This window comes from Chitinophaga rhizosphaerae, from assembly GCF_003958645.1.
Taxonomy (GTDB): Bacteria; Bacteroidota; Bacteroidia; order Chitinophagales; family Chitinophagaceae; genus Chitinophaga; species Chitinophaga rhizosphaerae.
In genome coordinates, this window is sequence record NZ_RXLO01000009.1 from 188,587 (window position 1) to 207,600 (window position 19,014).

The window sequence follows — 19,014 nt, forward strand, 5'->3', positions numbered from 1 at the left end:
TTTCTTGCGTTCCCTGTTTATATTTGAAAAATGAATGCAATCCTGCAAAAACGCAGTGCCCTGCTGCTCAGTATCCTTTCCGGCCTCCTGCTGTGGGCGGCCTGGCCTACTTCCTCCCTTACCTTCCTGATCTTCATCGCGTTCGTTCCCCTGCTGGCCATGAGCGACCGTATGACCGGGCGCCCCGCCGCTTATTTCGGTCTCCTTTTCCTCGCGTTCTGGATTTGGAACACCGCCACCACCTGGTGGGTCGGCAACACCACCGTTCCCGCCAGCGGCATTTTCGCCAACGCATTCAACGCCCTGCTCATGACCATCCCCTGGATGTGCTACCGCACCACCCGCCTTCGTGCTGGCCGTACCACAGGGTATTTTGCACTGGCGGTTTACTGGATGACGTTCGAATATATTCACCAGCATTGGGAACTCAGCTGGCCCTGGCTCACTCTTGGCAACGCGTTCGCCATGTACCCGCAATGGGTGGAATGGTACGAATACCTGGGAACGGAAGGCGGATCGTGGTGGATCCTCATCGTCAACATCCTCGCTTACCGCGCCATCCTCCAATACCGCAGCACGTTCAAATTCAGCGCGATCCTCGCCCCGGCGCTCGCCATCCTGATACCCACCGTCGCTTCTATCTTTGTTCCGGGGGATAAAAACGTGCCCGCCGATACGAAGATCGTTGTCGTGCAGCCGAACATCGACCCGTACGACGAGAAATTCGCGCGGGGCGCGGCGGCAGAACAGCTCCGTAAATTGATCGACCTCACCGCGCAAAAAACCGATTCGTCGACCCGCTTCATCATCTGGCCGGAAACCGCGCTCTTCCCTTCCGGCGCCTGGGAGCATGACCTGAACGTTCAGCCGGAAGTATTGGCCATCCGCGACTTCCTCCGGCGTTTCCCCAAAGCCAGCGTCATTTCCGGCGCGGCTACATACCGTCAATACACGGTGATGGACGAAATCCCTTCCACCGCGCGCCACGCTTCAGAAGGCAATTACTGGTACGACGCGTTTAATGCCAGCATCCAGATCGATACTTCGGCTAACGTCCAGGTATATCATAAAGCCCGGTTGGTGCCCGGTGTGGAACTGACGCCCTACATGCGGTATCTCCCTTTCATGAAAAAGCTCGCGCTCGACATGGGCGGCATTTCAGGAAGTTATGGACTCACGCCCGGGGTGCCGCTGTTCACCCATCCAGACTGCAACGTTTACACCGCCATTTGCTACGAATCCGTCTACGGCAGCTTTGTTGCGGAAAAAGTGCGGGAAGGCGCGCAGTTGCTCGTAGTGGTGACGAACGACGGATGGTGGGGCAATACCGCCGGGCACCGGCAGCATCTGCAGTATGCACGCCTTCGCGCCATCGAAACGCGGAAATGGGTGGCCCGCAGCGCCAACACGGGCATTTCCGCGCTGATCTCGCCGCAGGGGCAGATCACGGAATCGTTGCCGTATTGGGAGCCGGGCGTGATTTCGGGTATGGTGGGCTGCTCTCCCGACCAAACGTTCTACGTGAAATATTGCGGTTTCATCGCGTTCGCACCGGTGATCTTTTGTATCTTGCTATTGATATACACGATTGTTTTACGGGTAACCAGGAAGAAAAATGTGGAAAACATTCGATAACGGAGGACAGGAAGGCGCGTATTGGACGGAAGGCCAGGGAGACGCGGTGCTTTTGTTGCACGGTTTCGCGGAAGACCATTCCGTTTGGGAACACCAGACCGCCTATCTCCGCGCGCATTACCGGGTGATCGTCCCGGACCTCCCCGGCACGGGGCGCTCCAATATCACAGCGCCGCTCAGCATGGAAAGCATGGCCACCTTCGTGTGGAGGGTATTGCAGGCCGAAGGGCTCGGCAGTGCCGTCGTGATCGGTCATTCCATGGGCGGATACGTAGCCCTCGCATTCGCCGAAGCCTACCCCGATGCGGTGGATGGCCTCGGGCTCTTCAGCTCCACCGCCCGGCCAGACACCGAAGAAAAACGCGAAAGCCGCCGCAAATCCATCCGGATCATGCAGCAATACGGCGTCGAATCTTTCGTGAAACAATTGCTTCCCAATATGTTCGCCGGCGGCTTCCGGAACGCACAGGCAGCCAGGGTGGAAAATTACATCGACCAGGCCGTTAAAATTCCCATGGCCACCATGATCGGGTATTACGAAGCCATGATCGCACGGCCAGACAGGACCGCCGTATTGTCGTCCATCCGGAAACCGGTATTTTTCTTCGTCGGGAAAGAAGACCAGGCCGTTCCGCTGGAAAACAGCATGAGCCAGGTGGTACTTCCATCCACCGCCAGCATTCAGATATTCGACCATGTCGGGCATATGGGCATGCTGGAAGTGTTCGAAGAAAGCAGTTTGCTGCTGCATCAATTCATTACCTTTTGCCAACACGTTCAGTAAAAATATTCCGGCCCGGCGACGAAAACCCCGGGCCGGCAATCTCCTCTTTTCCCCGTTCTCCCTCCCGCCGGCATAAACTTTTCGGTTAAACGAAAACCCGCCGGAATTCATCCCGCTATCCTACAGCACCTTACACTTGACGGCGAAATTTATGTAGCCGCCTGCCACTTAAATTTCAGCAACCGCGCGATTTTCCGTAAATTATGGTTACAAGTAAAGCCTCTCCCCATGGGCAAATTTGTAACGCTCCTCATCTTACTGGCCTGTTTTCTGAGCTGCACTGTGAACGCTTACCACATTATCGGTGGGGAAATATTTTATCGGCATCTCGGCATCAACCCCAACAACGGGGCGCACCGCTACCGCATCATCATGAAGTTGTACCGGGATGGGGATTTCGTGTGCGGCACCCGGCAAGGCTGCCTGGATTATTTCGAGAACCCCGTCCCCTTTTCCATCTTCACCGCCACCGGCGCGCGGTTAGGCGTTCCGCGGCTGCTCACCATCGCCCGCACCGCTTCCATCCGCGACACCCTTAAAAACCCCTGTCTTGCCCCGCAAACCATTTACCTCGAAGTGGCCTTTTACGAAAGTGAGGTCATCGAGCTGCCCGAAATCAACGGCGGGTATTACGTGACGTACCAGCGGTGTTGCCGGGGCGAAGCACTCACCAATATCTACAACTCCGAACGCGAAGGTTCCAATTTCTACACCTGGATCCCCGGCATCGGGAACCGCCCGGAAAACAACAGCGCCTATTTCGACATCGAAGAAGCACCCGTCATCTGCGCCGGCCTTCCTCTGAGATACAATTACCGCGCTACCGACCCCGACGGCGACAGCCTTACCTATTCCCTCTGTAACGCCCTCACCGGTGGCAGCACCCGCGCCAATGAAACATCCGCCACACCGCCGCCCTACAATTCCTACGTGAGCTACATACCGCCATATACCGGCGCCAACCCCATGGGCGGCAATCCCCAACTCAGCATCGACAACAACGGGCTCATCACCGGAACACCGAACCGGTCCGGCAAATTCGTGGTCTCCGTTTGCGTTTCGGAATGGGACCGGCGCACGAAACGATTACTCGGGACGCATCAAAAAGATATCCTCATCACCGTTTATAATTGCGCCACCCGCATCACCGCATCCACCCCTTCGTCGCTGTACCATTGCAACGACTCCCTCGGCATGCGCGTCCCCATCACCAACAACAGCGTGGCGGGCTATACCTCGCGCTTCCTCTGGTATTTCAGCGACGGGACCGACACCATTACCGATTCGCGGAACATCTTCTTCAAAACCTTCGCCGACACTGGTGTTTATACCGTAAAACTGGTCGTGAACCCCGGGCTGCCGTGTACCGACAGCACTACCGGCCGCATCTTCAATTACCCGGGGCTGCGGACGGGTTTCACCGTGCAGGGCGTCTGCCGCGAAAACCCTGTCTTCTTTACGGATACATCGTCTTACCGGAATGGCGTGATCACCTACCGGCAATGGGATTTCGGCGTGCCCGGAACGGACAGCGACACGTCGAACCTTACGGCACCGTTATACCGGTATGCTAACGGAGATGTATATACGATAAAGTTACACATCCAGACCAATCGCGGATGCGACGCCACCGTCACGAAAAATTTCCGGTTATACGAAGTGAAACCGTTTGCGGGGAATGATACCATCCTCGCCAGGGGACAGCCTTTGCGGCTGAACGGACAGGGCGGGGAAATTTACCGGTGGTCGCCCGGATCGGGGCTCGACAATCCGGACGTGGCCGATCCGATGCTGAACTGGAACGAGGAAATCACGTTCCGGCTGCGGGTCAGTAATCCGCAGGGCTGTGTCGGGTTCGACGATATCAACATCAAATATTACACTGGCCCCGAGTTCTACATCCCCAATGCGTTTTCGCCGAACGGCGATGGCAACAACGATTTTTTCCGGTTCATTCCCGTGGGGATCAAGGAATATTATTATTTCCGGATCTTCAACCGGTGGGGCGAGCTCGTCTATAATTCGCTCGAATTCCGGAAAGGATGGGACGGTACTTACAAAGGCAAGCCAGCCGCGATCGACACGTATCTCTGGATTTTGGAGGGCCTCGATCTGAACGGGGTCAAGATTTCCAAAAAAGGGACCGTAACTTTGCTTCGCTAAACGTTCATAACATGAAGACTGGAAAAACCGCACTCATTACCGGCGCTACCGCCGGGTTCGGAGAAGCTTGCGCAGAAAGGTTTGCGCGGGAAGGATATCGCCTGATCGTGACCGGCAGAAGACAGGAAAGGCTGGCCGCCCTGCAACAGCAGCTGGAAGAAAGTTTCGGGACGGAAGTAATGCCGCTGCAATTTGATGTCCGCTCGCGGGATGCCGTTACCGCCGCGCTGGAAAGCTTGCCGGACAACTGGCGGCAGATCGACGTGCTGGTGAACAATGCCGGTCTTGCGCTCGACCTTTCCACTATCGACGAAGGGAATGTGGACGATTGGGAGACGATGATCGACACGAACGTGAAGGGACTTTTATACGTGAGCCGCACGGTGATCCCCTGGATGAAAGAACGGAAATCCGGGCACATCATCAACATCGGCTCTACCGCCGCCAAGATCGTTTATGCCAAAGGGAATGTGTATTGCGCCACCAAAGCGGCCGTAGACGCGTTATCTCAAGGCATGCGGATCGATCTGCTGCCTTTCGGGATCAAAGTGACGGCGGTTCACCCCGGTGCCGCGGAAACCGAGTTCTCGCTGGTGCGCTTCAAGGGCGATGAAAGCCGCGCCAAAGATGTTTACACTGGTTTTCAACCGCTTAAAGCGGAAGACGTGGCAGCCGTAGTTTGGTATTGCGCTTCCCTGCCGGCCCATGTCTGCATCAACGACCTGGTGGTGACCGCAACGGCGCAGGCGAACGCTTATTATACCTTCAAATAAAAAACTACACATTAGTGTTATTATACATTTTATAATATTCTATTATATTTGAAATCCCTATAAACTGGGAGAGCCGCAGGGACTGAAAAGCGCCCGGCATAAGGGTTTGCCTTATAAATACCACTTACAGACGAGCGACACAGAAAGTACCATCCCGCCAAAAGGGTGAGATGCCCAACGACGAGCCTATTGATAATCCTATAACCATATCCCTATGCTAACATTTGTTACTATGTACATCATCAGGTTGTACTATCCGAGATGTAAGGAATTTCTGGGAGCGTATTTTGATAGTTCCCGAAGAAACAATTACGGCCGCTGGGCCATGCGTCAGAGCTGGAATGCCGAGAAGCAATGGTCGTGGGGCTACAACTGACTCTCAAACTACCGCATTAAAAAAGAGGACGCCGCAAAGCGCCCTCTTTTTTGTTTTATTCCCGATATATATGGATCGTCAATCCCAATCCACTCTTCTCACACAGATCATTTCCTTTCCCCTGGTCCTTTTCCGGTACGCTACCGCCACCGTTCTTTCCGCCACCGGTTTCATGACGGGGAACACGGATTGCTCGCCTTCGCCGGTCAGGTAGCCGGTTGACAGGGTTTTGCCTTCGGGGGATTTATGCACGAAGCCGATTCGGTTCGTGGTGGTATCGGAAGGCTCGTCCCAGGCCAATAACAAATCGCCGCGGGATGCGGAAACGAGCTGCGGGTGCTTCGCCGTTGGTTTGGCGCTGATGCTTTCCCGGTTGGAAAAGCTGATACCGTTGTTGATGGATTTTCCGTAGAAAACGCCCTGTCCCCCGCCCATCGTGAACCACGCGAAATGCATTCCGCTGCGGTTGCTGGTCATCGTAGGGCCGGTGTGCGGACAACCGTTCACGGCCCAATTGTCGGCGCTGATGCGCGCGGGTTGTGTGAATGTTTGTCCACCGTCTTTCGAATAGATATGCACCATATCGCGGATCGTGTCGTGGATGATGTCGCGGAACGCAACATGGAGGCCGCCTTGCGGATCGGTGTAGAGGGATGTGCGGCAGCACTGGCAAACCGTTTGCACGAGGGGGCGCGGCCGCTCGAACCCCTCCTGCCCCGAAGTCGCGATAAACAGCGTGGAACCTTCAAGGGAATGGTCTTTCCGGTTATCCAGCCAAACGCACGCTACTGTTCCGTCCGGCAACGGCGACATATCGAAATACCGCTGATCGTATCCCGCGGTATCCGTCACCAAAGGCACGGCCGGCTGCCAGTTTTTACCGCCATCGGAAGAGCGGGTGTACCACACTTTGCCGGCGTATTTGTTGCGCGGATCGGGGTTCCGGGTGCCGAACATCGCGATCGCTTCACCGTTTTTCCGGAACACGATCTTCGGCATATTTTCCGGTTGCGGCGAAATGCCGGTAGCGGTGGTTACGGGAACGGGCTGACCGAAATGTTCGCCACCGTCTTCAGAAACCGCGTACCAGAGCGATCCTTCGTCGGCCCCCGGCTCCTGTTCCACCCAGCTTACGATCAGCCGTCCGCCCGCGTCGTGGGAAATATGCGTGCAGGAAGCGAGTTTGCTCGTGTCGGAAAGGATATGCTCCCCTCCCGCCCGGAATCCCTGTTGTTGCCCGCAGCCCGCGGCCACGGCGGTTATGAAAAATAATATTAAAAACCTGTGCATGTTAAATTTTGATTGACGATGAAAACAGGGGCTCCGGAACCGCTGAATAGCGGAAGCGTAAACTCCCTGCATCACGACTGCTGTTTGGCGGTAAATGTATAGGCGACGCCGAAGTTGAACGTGCGCACCGGCCCCGGGCGATAGCTGGCGCCGAATGCGCTTTTTTCGGCCGTGGTGGCGTAAGTGGCGTCGAACAGGTTACGGCAGTTGACCCAGCACTCCACCGGCCCAAACTGGTAACCGGCCCGGGCGTTGAAGAGTTCGTAACCGCCGTAGCGCACCGTGTTGGCGGGGTCCATGAAATAGCTGCCTACATGCTGCCATTCCATCCCCAGGCGGAGGTGCCGGATGGGCTTCCAGGTCACTTCGGAATTGGTGATCCATTCAGGGGCGGTGTTCATCCGGTTGCCGTCGTACTTTTTCCCTTTATCCTCGAACGTCACAAAGTCATGCCGCGCAAAAGTACCGCTGGTACGAATTTCCAGCGAAGTCAGCAACGCATAGCGTGCACTCCATTCCACACCTGCGTGCTTCGTTTTACCGGCGTTACGGTTTTCGGAGGAATTGTCGGCCAGGCGAACGCTGATGATCTCGTTTTCGCCATCCATCCGGTAGACGCTCACTTCCGCATGTCCCTTTCCTTTCGCAAAACCCATCCAGCCGCCGATCTCGAAGTTGCGGTAACTGGCGGGCCGGAGCGTAGGCACCTTCACGCCGCGGTACAGTTCCGAAATGTTCGGCGGTGCAAAACCCACGCTGTAATTGGCGTACAGGCCGCGGTTGTGGCCAAAGTCGTACGTAAGGCCCAGCTTCGGCGTCCAGGCTTCGTAATGGTTCCGCTCGTCGGGGGAACCGGTAAATGCGGACGGCGGCAGGTGATTATCGAACCGGTAATCCATCCGGTCATACCGCAGCGCCGCGATCAGTTTCATATTGGCGAAGGGGTTCATTTCGCCCTGTACGTATAGCGCTGTATTCACGAGGTCTACTTTGTAATCGGTGAGCACGGAATCCGTTTTCGTATAGCCGGTGAAGTAACCCCTTCCGTCTCGGTCCACGTCGATGAACCGGGCGTAGTAAGTAGCCGGGCTATAATCCGCGCTTACGCCCCCGGTCAAAGAAGCACCTTTCCACCCGAAACGTTTCCTGTGCTGTATGAGCAGGCCCCCGCTCTGGAACGCGTCGCTGTTGATTTCGCCCCTGGCTTTGAGGGGATTGCTGGTGGTTTTGATGGCGTAAAAAGGGTTCTGGCCGATCTCGTTGTGGCGGTAGAAAACGGAGAAACTCGTCTGGTCGGCATCGCTCCACTGTTTTTCCAAAGTGCTCCGGAACCGGAACGCCTTCACCAGCCGGTACGAGAACGTGTGCATGCTTTTGTAGTTGCGGGAGTAGAAGTTGGCGCTGTCTACACCGCCGGTCTGGTCGGTCCTGTAATCCACGAAGGTAGCGGCGTTCGTCCAGGTGGTGCGCCCGTCGAACTTGTATTGCGTTTTGAGGGTGAGCGCCAGTTTATGGAAATCGCTGTGCTCGATGCGGCCGTTGCGCTGATCTGCGTAATATCCGCCAACCCACACGCCCAGCTTGCCTTTCGTGCCCGACAAATTAAAATCGGTGCGCTTGTATCCGCCATCGCTCATTTCCGCCTGGATTTTCCCGGTAGTAACGGGTGTAGGTTGCGCGGTCAGAAAATTGACGGCCCCGCCCACGGCTTCGCTGCCGTACAGCGACGAAGCCGGCCCCCTGATCACTTCGATCCTTTGCAGCGCCGCCATGTTGATCTCGATGAGGGCGTTGTGGTTGAAATCGCCGACGGTGCGGATGGGCAATCCGTCTTCCAAATATAAAAACAGGCTTTTATACCCGATCGGCTGGCGGATGGCCATGGTGTGCTGTTCGTTCCCCAGGTCTACCATGTACACGCCGCTCACCTTGTTCAGCACCTGCTCCAGTGAAGTGGCTTTCGTTTCGCGTAGGGTTTGGGCGTTGAGCGTGCTGATGGCGATGGGCGCATCGGAACGGTACTGGCGCTGCCGGCCGGCAGACACGATGATTTCGCCGAGCTTGCCGGCGAGGGGCTCCAGCACGAAAACGTGTTCGTCTCCCCCCGAAACCTTCACACAGCAGGCGGCATAACCGATGCAGGAAGCTTTCATGGAATCGGCCCCGGGCGGGCAATGCAGCGAAAATCGGCCCGAAGCGTCTGTCTGGCATCCCGTTCCGCCGGCCTGGACCGTTACGTTGGGAAGGGCTTGCCGGGTAAGGGCGTCTATCACCCTACCCTTCACCTTTTCCTGCGCACTGGCGGAAATCCCCGCCAGCACGAGGCAAAGCAATATGTATAAAATGCGGTGCATGTTGGATCGCTATTGATGTATACGTATGCAGGCGCATACCTGTTGCCGGTCGCATGCAAAATTGCGCACGGAATGTCCGGCAACGGAGATCGTATACGGGTAAATGGAAACCGGTCCCTCTGCAGGACGGTATTGCAATTCGTCTGAAAAAATATAAATGGGAAGGAATTACGCCCGTGGAGGGTGGAACACGGCGTGGAGGGGTCTGGTTGGCACATCCGTCAAATATGCCGGGCGGATGCGCACCGCCTTTTCGGGACGCAACAGCAGCTGCGAGGCGGTTTGGGCAATGAGGATCTCGAACTTCTCGGTGACCGAATTACCGCTATGGTCTTTCTTCTGCTGCTCCTGCATCTTTTTCATGAGCACGCAATGACCGTCGCAATGCAATTTCGGTTTCGACCTGTTGATACAAAGCACCCGGGAGATATACTCCTTGTTCAGCGAAAATTCCGCCAGCACGAGACCTTTGCTGAACGTCTGCAGCAATAGTCCACCGAGAATGAATATGACGAAAATCTGTTTCATGAACGCCACAAAAATACGCGCTGAACAGATACGGTGGAATGATTTATATCAATCCCGCAATAAAAACGGGGAGACCGTCGTCATCGGTCTCCCCGTCACCAGGTTGCTTATTGTCAGCCGGCCGCTATTGCGCCAGCATGAACCGCAAGGTTACGCCCCCTCGTGTGTTCGTAATCGGGTACGCCGTCGAAATCACGGGGATGGTTTGCCGTCGGTCGTAGAAGAATTTGATATTCAATCTGTTATTGACTACATAATCGATAGATGGCGCGATGCTGACCACTTTCTGCCCGCTGGTCGGGATCACGATGTCGGCATCCAGCCGGTTGTTGACCGTTTTATCGTCGCGGAAGCTGAGGTCCATCCGGAAGTTGAGGTCGTTCTCCAGCCGTTTCCCGCCATCTTTCCCGATGCGGATGGGCAGGGGCAAACCTCTCACGCGGTAGCCGCCGCCGATGGTGATCTCGCTCGAGCGCATTTCGCTCAGCTGGTAATCGATGAGGCTGAGGCTGAGGGTCCGGCTTTTCCGGAAGCCCACACGGATGTTCAGCGAATTGGTGAACGTAAGGTCGGCCTCCAGCAGCGGCACGAACTGCTCGGTGATGGTGAGGTTCGGCACGAGGAAATACGGCACGTAGTTGCCCGAAACGGTATCCCGGAAGGCCGGGTAACCGAGGATCAGCGGGTCGTAATACATGAGCGCCGTATTGTAGGAGTTCATGCTCAGCAGGCCGGTATAGGCGTGCGTGAGGGTGAAGTTGGTCAGGAAGTCGGAGAACGGTTTGATGCGGCTCAGCCCATTATAAGTGATCCGCCAGTTCGGGCGCGGCAGGATGTTCTTGAACGGATTGGACCGCACGTTGGCATTGGAATGCTTCAGCAGCGGCGCGTTTTCCGGGCTCGTTCCGGTGTAGGCGGCGAGGAATGCCGGCACCAGCACGTCTTGCGCATACCGGCCGTACCCGTAACGGTATTGCGGGTCTTTCGGATCGTATTTGGGAACGGAACCATTGTTATTGTACGGGTTCAGTTTGCCGAGGCGTTCGGAAATGGCCGCGCGGAAATTCTCGAAATCGCGGAAGGTGGTAGACACGCCGTCTTCCGTATTGATCTTGCCCCACATCGTTTTGATGGCGATGAAAGTGATCTCGAAGCCGCCCGCGTCGTAAGGGTTCAGGTGATTAAATACCCCGTTGCCGATGGTATCCTTGAACAGCTCGGTGTGCGTTTTGGAGAAGGAACGGGTAAGGTTCAGGTCGATGCGCAGGTCGCGGACAGGCTCCAGTTGCGCCTGGATGTCGAGCCGCTGGGTAAACTGCTGTTGGAACTGGATGTTGAACAGGGTATCCGGGCTGAGGAGACCTTTCTTCGCGAAATTGTCCATCCAGGCCTTGTCGGGCTGTTTGCCGAGCACGAATCCGATCCCGGGAGACATCGACTGCCAGTTCATCCCCAGCAGCTTGGTGCTGTCGAGGTACCCCGGCATGCGGGTCCCGGAATTTTCGCTATAGTTCACGTTCACGCGTTTGAGCGCCATGACGATCCGCATGAGGGTTTTGGCGACGCCCGAGGGGCGGCTTTCCTCTTCCTTCTTGGTATCCTGCCCGCTCTTCTGCGGTGCGTTATTCATTAAAGGCGGAACGTAATCGGAGCCGCCGGCGCTGGAGATATTCATCTTCCGCAGCCATTTGCTCTTGTTATACAGATCGTTGAACTTGAATTCCGCCGCCACCGTTTTCTGGTTGGAGTTCTCGATGGCGTTCCCGAGGTACATCGCCAGCCGCGATGCGCCGATCCACCGGTATTCCGTTCCATAACTCAGCGCCACGCTCGTCCAGCTCAGGGCCGGGAATTTGGCGGTGGGCAAAGTATAGGTCAGGTTGGCGTTGTGGAAATAGTTAGTGGTTCGGCCGCCCTTGAAGAAGTTCCCTCTCACGGAATCTTTCTTGTTGCTGGTATTGATCCGCCCGTCCGGCTCGTCGATGCGCGCGTTGTTCACGGCGTTGAAGTCGAGCGAAAGGTTGCGGGAGAAATCCCATTTCAGGGAATAATACCGGTCGAAGCGGAAGAACTTGTCGTACGTTTCCGGCAGCTGGAACTGGCCACCGCCGATATTGCGCATGCGGGTGGCGCCGAACTGGCGGGTAATGTCTGCCCGGAAGCTCATGAGCGTGGGTACGTAATTGACGTTGAAGTCGCGGATAAGCGCCAGCCAGGGAGATTTGTTCTTGATGAATTTAAACGGCTCCAGGAATTTCTGGGTACCGTTGAATGTATAGCCCAGGCCGCCGCGGTGACGGGTGAGCACATCGCTCTGGATCACGGGGTTGTGGCGGGTGATCTGGCTGAAGGAATAGCTGATGTCGAAGTTTTCGATATCCCACAGGCGGTTTTTGGTTCGGCCTGCAGACAGCTTGCGGACGTTGGTGAGGTTCAGGCTCTTGATGGAGGTGAAATCCTGCGCGTTGCGGCGGATGGAATCGCGGTGCTCGCGGTTCCGGGCCATGGCGAGTTTATCTTTCAGCTTGATGTCGAGGTCGTAAGGGTCGTATTCCGGGTTGCTGGTGGTTTTGGAATAACCGGCGTACACGGGGATGGTGATGCCCGCGCGCTTGGGGAGCAGTTTCCCGAAATCGAGGTTGGTAGCGATGTCGTACTGGAGGAAATTGTCCCGGAAACGGTCGTTCACCCGCTGGTCGATCCCGCCGAAGCCCGCCGTGTGCATGTTACCGCTGAACGTCACGGTACCCAGGTCGGCCAGGTCGATGTCCATCCGCGCCAGCGCTGCATAACCGCCTTTCTCGTCCAATCCCGTCAAACGCATTTCGTTGAACCACACTTCGGTACATTTCGATAAACCGTCGTCTTTCGGGTTGGTCACCCCGATCATCACGTTCCGCACATCGCCCAGGCTGGGGTTACCCACCACTGCCACGATGGCGTTGCCGTCGCGCTCTTCGTACGGGATCAGCGGCGACGCTCCATTATTATTACGTGCCATCTTCAGCTTCGCGAAGCGGTCGAGGTCCAGGTCGAGGTTATTGGCTTCCGGCCATATTTCCGTATCCCGCGCCGAGCCCCAGGGCGTCAGCTTCATGGGAATGCGGTATTCGTAATAGTTCTCGGTGAAGTCGCTGCCCACCCGGACGATCGCCTGCAACTGGTCATCTTTCAACGAGATGGGATCGCTTACGGCTTCCGCGTGGATGAACATCTGCAGGCGGTTATATTGCCTGAGGTCTAGCTGGATATTTTTATACATCGCCCGCGTTTCCCCGTCTTTCAAATCACAGATCTGCGCGGAAATGGCCTGTTCGTTCAGCAGGATGTTGGTATTGTTGGTGCTCAGCGTATTCTGGCGCAAGATGCCCGGAGGGAGCACATACGGAACAGGACGGCGCTTGGCGTTTTCTTCGATGTTCACGGCAGACACGTTGAAAGTGGTCTGCTGGTCTACCGGGATGGGGTCTCCTGGCTTCAGTTCATATAAATACCGGCGCCATTGGTTGCGAACGAGGTCGAGCTTCGCGAAGCGAAGCACCACCGAATCCTCGAATCCCGTCATGAACATACGCATGAACCGGATGGATTTGAAATCGGGGATATTGCCCACCTTCCGGTCGTACTGGTTCACCGGCACCTTGAACTGGTACCAGGTCTGGTCGGCCATTTGTCCGTTGGGCAATTGTACCTTGGTCACGAACCGGTCTACCACGTAGTTGCTGCCCACCTGCATATCGGGGCGCAGGTCCACACGGTACTGGAAATATTCCTCCGTTTCGTTCATGGTATTGTCGCGGTTGAGGTCTTCCGACTCGGGATAGTTGGTGGCCGCGTTGGAGAACTGCGAGTTGTCGTTGGAAACGGGCGAGTTGCCGTCCGGCCCGTTGATTTTCTTGTAACGGCCGAGGATGTCGGTTTTCGCGTCGTCATACGCCTTATCGCGATACCATTTATAATCGTCGTTCGAGGGGTCGTTCGCTACGTTCCTGAAAGCGTCGGAACCGGTGCCGAAATTGGAGGCCAATTCCAGGAGGTAGGGCGCGTGGAAGTTTTTCTCATCGCCGTTTTCGAGACCGTCGAAGCCCACGTCCTGGTAGCGGCGGATGGCGGGGTCGTTGTCGAACGCCTGCGTGATCTGCTGCTGGAATTTGGGGATGCGCCCCCAATGGGTGGAATCGATTTTATTACGGTCGCGGTTCGGGTCGGGCAATCCGTTTTCGAAAGACTTGCGGGAATCTTTCAGCACGTCTTCCGACACGTTTCCGAGGTTGAAGTACAGCGAACCGCCGGCGGATGCGGGTTTGTCGAAGAAGGGATCGGGGATCCAGAATTCGATGAACTCGATGTTGGAGGTTTCGAAGTCGGAGTTGTCGATAGCGCGCATGATACCGCCCCAACGCTGTTTGGGATTCCGGAGGCGGCCGTTGGCCTGAAGCTCGAGAGACGATGCCTCCATATTATAAGGCCCTTTCTCTTCCGGGTAGTACGCCAGGTCGAGAGTGCTCAACTGGCTCTGGCCGAAGTCGGTGGAACGGTTGGGGAATACGTCTTTCTGATAGATGAGCCGTGTGCGCGGATCGGTCTGCGAAGCCTCGTTCACACCGGGCGGCAGGTTGCTGGACCGGGGGATCTGCAAGGTCGGCTCAATGATATACCAGGCCAGCAGCGCCCTGTTCTTGCCGTAAGCCAGCGTATCGTTCAGTTCGGCTTCGGGGAAAAGGATGGCGCCTGCGGCATTGGTGGCGTCGCGCGGCGTGGAGGCGAGGCTCCAGGCGGTAGACGGGAACTTCAGGTCGTACCCGCTTCGCGTTCCTTCAAAATCGTCGATCATCACCTGCCCCTGCTTGGAGCCCGGCGCGTTCACCAGTTTGCTATGGCCGGGGAAGAGCCGCGCCACCTCGCCCGTGAAGTTGATACCCGCGGGGCGCGAGGTCTGGAAATTGGGCAGGCGGTCGAGCAGGCGGGTAAGGCCGCGCCACTCGGAAATATAGTTACCGTCGAGCCCCACTACGGTGTTCTTGATGGGATCGTCGCCGTAATTCACTTTCTGGTAATAGGGCCGCTCGCTCATCCGCACCACGGTACCGCCGAGGTTCAGCTTGTCGTTCACGTAATAATCCAGCCGTGTACCCATATAATTCCTGACCTGCTGCCCGAACAGCGCGTTGTTCTCGAACTGCACGTTGATGGGCACGCCGGCGCTCAGCACCCCGCCGTTAATGATCTTGATCCGCCCCATGTTGTAATCGATGAGGTAATCGATGTCTTCGCGGAGCATTTGCCCGCCGGCCGTAACGGTCACGGAACCGCGGGGGATGTTGTAGGCGTTGAGGGATATCTCGGAAGCGTTGGCCGATTTGTACGACCCGCGCATGATATAGCGGTTGAGGTTGGGGAACTGCTGCGCGATCACCTTGATGGAGTCGTACAGCATGGTGTACATGTATTGTTTTTCCAGCGTCGCGTCTCCGTTGAACGCTTTTTTAACCCCTTCGCCGAAGGGCTCCAGCACGGGGAACATGATTTTCCCGTTCATGGGGAAGATCGTGTACCCTTCCACGTAGTCGAACACGCCGTCGGGCTGGGGATCGTTCTGGTTATTGAGGCGGTCGAGGTTCAGGATGGTGATGATGGGCGCTCCCTGCCATTGGCCCGATGCGTCCGGCAGATAGCGTTTTTCGCTCGGAGCGCGGGTTTCGGTGCCGGGGTCCTTGTACAATACGTCGAGCTTGAAGTCGGCGCGGTTGACCTGGTAGGCATCGGTGGAGTAGATGTTTTTCATCATGAGGTCCCAGATGGGAAGGGCGGGCCTGGCCGAGGTGGCTTTCAGCATCTTGAGGAAGAGGATCTGCTGGTTGGCCGAGTTTTTGGGGTCCGGGGGCACGTCCTGCGAGAATTCACCGACCTGGTAAACGCGGCCGTTGTAAGTGTATTGGTAAGCCACGGCCAGCACTTCGTCTGGCTGTAATTGTTGTTGCAGCGAGATGAAGCCGATCTGGCGGTTGAGGGTGAATTCGGTGGAATCGAGCTTCCGGGCGAAGGTTTTTTCGAAATCCTGCACAGGCTCCAGTTGCAGGCCGAGCAAACGGGAAACGACCGTCCCGGTAAACCGCGCGCCCGGGTCGCTGATGAGGTTGCGGTACAGATCGTTCGTATTCCGGTCGGGCAGTTTGTTCGACGTCAGCGGCTGGATCACGGGGTTGGAGGGCTTTTGCTCCGCCAGGTCGGCCAGGGCCACGATGTCGCGCGTTTCGGTGGTGGCACCCGATTTATTGGTGACCCACACCTCGATGCGGTTGATATATACCTGCGACCGTATTACGGGCAGGTTGCTCATGGCGTAATTGAAGGTGTCGCGGAAGAATTGCGCCAGCAGGAAGTGGCGGTTATCTTCATATTCGTCTGCCCGGCGCACGAAATCACTCACGCTGTTGCCCCCGCGAAGCACCATGTTCTGCTTCTGGGATTTCTGGTTGGAAAGTACGCTGGTGACGGTGAGGCGGCCGAACTGGAGTTGGGTCTTTACCCCGAAGAGGCTTTGCACGCCGGGGATGAGGGAACTGCTGAGCGGGAAGCTCACGTTACCCGCTTCGATCTTTTTGATGATCTCGTCCTGGTAGCCGGTATATTCGAGTTTGACCTGGTTTTCGAAGTCGAAGGTGCTCTGGGTGTTATAGTTGGTGATGAGTTTGAGCTTCTCCCCGATCTTGCCGGTCACGTTCATGTTGATATCGATATCGAAATCGAAGCCCCCGTTCTTGCGGGCCCTTTCCACGAGCACGGGATTTTTCACGTTCTGGCCCTGGTAACCGAAAGTAAGCCCCAGGCTCCCCTGTGGCTTGATGTCTACCTTGGTGCCGCCAAACACGCGGTCGAAGAGTTTATCGCCATAATACAGCTGGGGCGCACCGCTGCGCTGGTTGAGGTTGCCGATGGTGCCGGCCCGCTTTTGCCAGTATGCCTGTTCGCTTTGAGCGGCCTGCATGCGGTAAAATTCGCCAAAAGTCATGACGGTGGGCTGCCGGTAATGGCGGCCGCCTACTTTTTCTGTAACGATGTATTCCTTGGAAACGGGGTCGTATTCTACATTCTTCTGGATATTCGCGGGGTCTTTCAGGTCGATGGCGTTGCGGACGGGATCCGTCACGGCCGTACCCCTCCGGTCCCGGATAGGATATTTCAGCGTATCCGGCTTCGCTACCGTATCAGGGCGTGTCACATCTATTAAGTTCCAAATCCCCGCGTGCTCAATATTTTTTTTGAAAGTATATCCCGAACTGTTCGTGTTTCTGGCGGCTGATTCAACAATGACTAAAGATACAACACCGATTACTGCAAGTACTCCAAGGTAATTCTTTCTTGCCAAGCGATCTTAGGTTTTATAGAGGTCAAGGATTATAAATTTATAAATTTTTGAGGGATTTCTTTATAAGTACCTCCAATTCATGCAATTGCGGCTCCGTTTTCAGTACTTTCCGTACTGCCTGCTCGGCCATGTTTCTGGCAATTCCCAGCGTTACCAGAGCATTTAACGCGTCATCCTCAATCGTATTGTGGGTTTGGGCAGATAAATATACGGTTTCCTCCCTGTGTTTTTTCATTTTGTCTTTGAGTTCCAGGATAATGCGTTTCGCGGTCTTGTTCCCGATGCCTTTTACGCCCTCCAGCATCTTTTCGTTTTCCATCACAATGGCCCGCTGTACGTCTTCCGGGGTCAACGAACTCAACATCATTCTCGCCGTGCCGGCTCCCACGCCGGAAACACTGATAAGTTGGAGGAAAACCGTCCTTTCCACGTCGGAAAAAAATCCGTACATGGTGTGGGCATCCTCCTTGATATGTACGTAAGTGAGGAGTTTACAGGATTCCATTCCCGTAATCTGGGTCCAGGTATGGAGGCTGATCTGGACCTCGTAACCTACTCCATTTACATCCAAATGCACCATGGCTGGGGATTTGAAGGCAAGTTTGCCGTTCAGGTATGCTATCATATAGGATTTTATCTTCCGGCGAATTTAATTCATTAATAAGATTATTCGTTTAAGTCGTATTTTTACGCCCATTTTATAACTTATCCTAACAATATGAGTAAAATAACAGCCGCCATCACGGCGGTGGGTGGGTATGTTCCCGACTATGTACTGACTAACCAGGAGTTGGAAAAACTCGTTGAAACGACAGACGAATGGATCATGACCCGTACCGGCATTAAGGAACGGAGGATACTGAAGGGGGAAGGGAAAGGCACCTCGGAACTCTGCGTGCCTGTTGCGCTCGAAATCTGCAAGAAAAGAGGCATCACCCCGGAAGACATCGACCTGCTCATTGTAGCCACCGTTACGCCGGACATGGTGTTCCCCGCCACTGCCAACGTTGTTACGGATAAGATCGGCGCCAAAAACGCTTTCGGTTTCGACATCAGCGCCGCCTGCTCAGGCTTCCTTTACGCGCTCGACACCGGCGCCAAATTCATCGAAAGCGGAAAATACAAAAAAGTAATGGTCATCGGGGCAGATAAAATGTCCTCCATCATCGATTATACCGACCGCACCACCTGCATCATCTTCGGAGACGGCGCCGGTGGCGTGCTCCTCGAACCCAACACCGAAGGTTACGGACTGGTTGATTCCGTCCTCAAATCAGACGGGCACGGCCGCGAATTCCTCAACATGAAGGCCGGCGGCTCCAACTACCCCGCCTCCGCCGAAACGGTGGCCAACCGCCAGCACTATGTATTCCAGGAAGGCAAAACCGTCTTCAAATACGCCGTGGCCAACATGGCAGACGCCGCCCGCACCGTGATGGACCGTAACCATCTCACGGCCAACGATGTGGCATGGCTCGTTCCCCACCAGGCCAACCTGCGCATCATCTCCGCAACGGCAGACCATATGGGCCTCCCCAAAGAGAAAACCATGATCAACATCCACCGCTTCGGCAACACCACCGCCGGCACCATCCCCCTCTGCCTCTGGGAATGGGAACCCCAGCTCAAAAAAGGCGACAACCTCATCCTCGCAGCTTTCGGCGGCGGGTTCACCTGGGGCGCCAGCTATGTGAAATGGGCGTACGATGGCAAAAAAGATTAATAACCAGCATATTATATTG

10 protein-coding genes are annotated in these 19,014 nt (G+C 55.8%); 5 read left to right on the top strand and 5 right to left on the bottom strand.

The window, feature by feature from the left end; translation table 11 throughout:
* Positions 1-30 precede the first annotated feature (30 nt).
* The 4 genes from lnt to EJ361_RS20240 all read left to right on the top strand — a co-directional run bounded on the left by lnt (position 31) and on the right by EJ361_RS20240 (position 5,355).
* Positions 31-1,635, top strand: a complete 1,605-nt coding sequence (gene lnt, locus EJ361_RS20225; RefSeq protein ID WP_126247660.1) for an apolipoprotein N-acyltransferase — start codon at positions 31-33, stop codon at positions 1,633-1,635.
* Positions 1,616-2,419 (top strand): alpha/beta fold hydrolase, encoded by an 804-nt coding sequence (locus tag EJ361_RS20230; RefSeq protein WP_126247662.1) that lies wholly within the window; start codon positions 1,616-1,618, stop codon positions 2,417-2,419. The genes lnt and EJ361_RS20230 overlap by 20 nt, the downstream gene beginning before the upstream one ends.
* Before the next feature lie 228 nt (positions 2,420-2,647).
* Entirely contained in the window at positions 2,648-4,582 is a 1,935-nt protein-coding gene (locus EJ361_RS20235) for a T9SS type B sorting domain-containing protein (RefSeq protein WP_126247664.1), read from the top strand.
* An 11-nt stretch (positions 4,583-4,593) separates the two neighbouring features.
* Positions 4,594-5,355: an SDR family NAD(P)-dependent oxidoreductase gene (locus EJ361_RS20240; RefSeq protein WP_126247666.1), complete on the top strand. Its 762-nt coding sequence runs from the start codon at positions 4,594-4,596 to the stop codon at positions 5,353-5,355.
* Positions 5,356-5,809: 454 nt separating this feature from the next.
* Here the strand turns inward: EJ361_RS20240 and EJ361_RS20245 are convergent, their stop codons facing one another.
* The 5 genes from EJ361_RS20245 to ruvA form a co-directional block, all read right to left on the bottom strand.
* Complete coding sequence (locus EJ361_RS20245) at positions 5,810-7,021, bottom strand: sialidase family protein (RefSeq protein WP_164714339.1); 1,212 nt, start codon at positions 7,019-7,021, stop codon at positions 5,810-5,812.
* Between the two features lie 71 nt (positions 7,022-7,092).
* Positions 7,093-9,375 carry a TonB-dependent receptor gene (locus EJ361_RS20250; protein WP_126247671.1) on the bottom strand — a complete coding sequence of 761 codons (2,283 nt, stop codon included), beginning with the start codon at positions 9,373-9,375 and terminating at the stop codon, positions 7,093-7,095.
* A 168-nt stretch (positions 9,376-9,543) separates the two neighbouring features.
* A complete protein-coding gene (locus tag EJ361_RS20255) occupies positions 9,544-9,903 on the bottom strand; it encodes a hypothetical protein (RefSeq protein WP_126247673.1) in 360 nt (119 codons plus the stop codon).
* A gap of 124 nt (positions 9,904-10,027) precedes the next feature.
* Complete coding sequence (gene sov / locus EJ361_RS20260; protein WP_240646691.1) at positions 10,028-17,125, bottom strand: T9SS outer membrane translocon Sov/SprA; 7,098 nt, start codon at positions 17,123-17,125, stop codon at positions 10,028-10,030.
* Between the two features lie 184 nt (positions 17,126-17,309).
* The gene (ruvA, locus tag EJ361_RS20265) at positions 17,310-17,897 is read right to left on the bottom strand and encodes a Holliday junction branch migration protein RuvA (RefSeq protein WP_126247677.1); all 588 of its coding nucleotides are present in this window, start codon (positions 17,895-17,897) and stop codon (positions 17,310-17,312) included.
* A 93-nt stretch (positions 17,898-17,990) separates the two neighbouring features.
* On the opposite strand from ruvA, the gene EJ361_RS20270 reads away from it, so the two are divergent.
* Positions 17,991-18,995 (top strand): beta-ketoacyl-ACP synthase III, encoded by a 1,005-nt coding sequence (locus EJ361_RS20270; RefSeq protein ID WP_126247679.1) that lies wholly within the window; start codon positions 17,991-17,993, stop codon positions 18,993-18,995.
* Positions 18,996-19,014 lie beyond the last annotated feature (19 nt).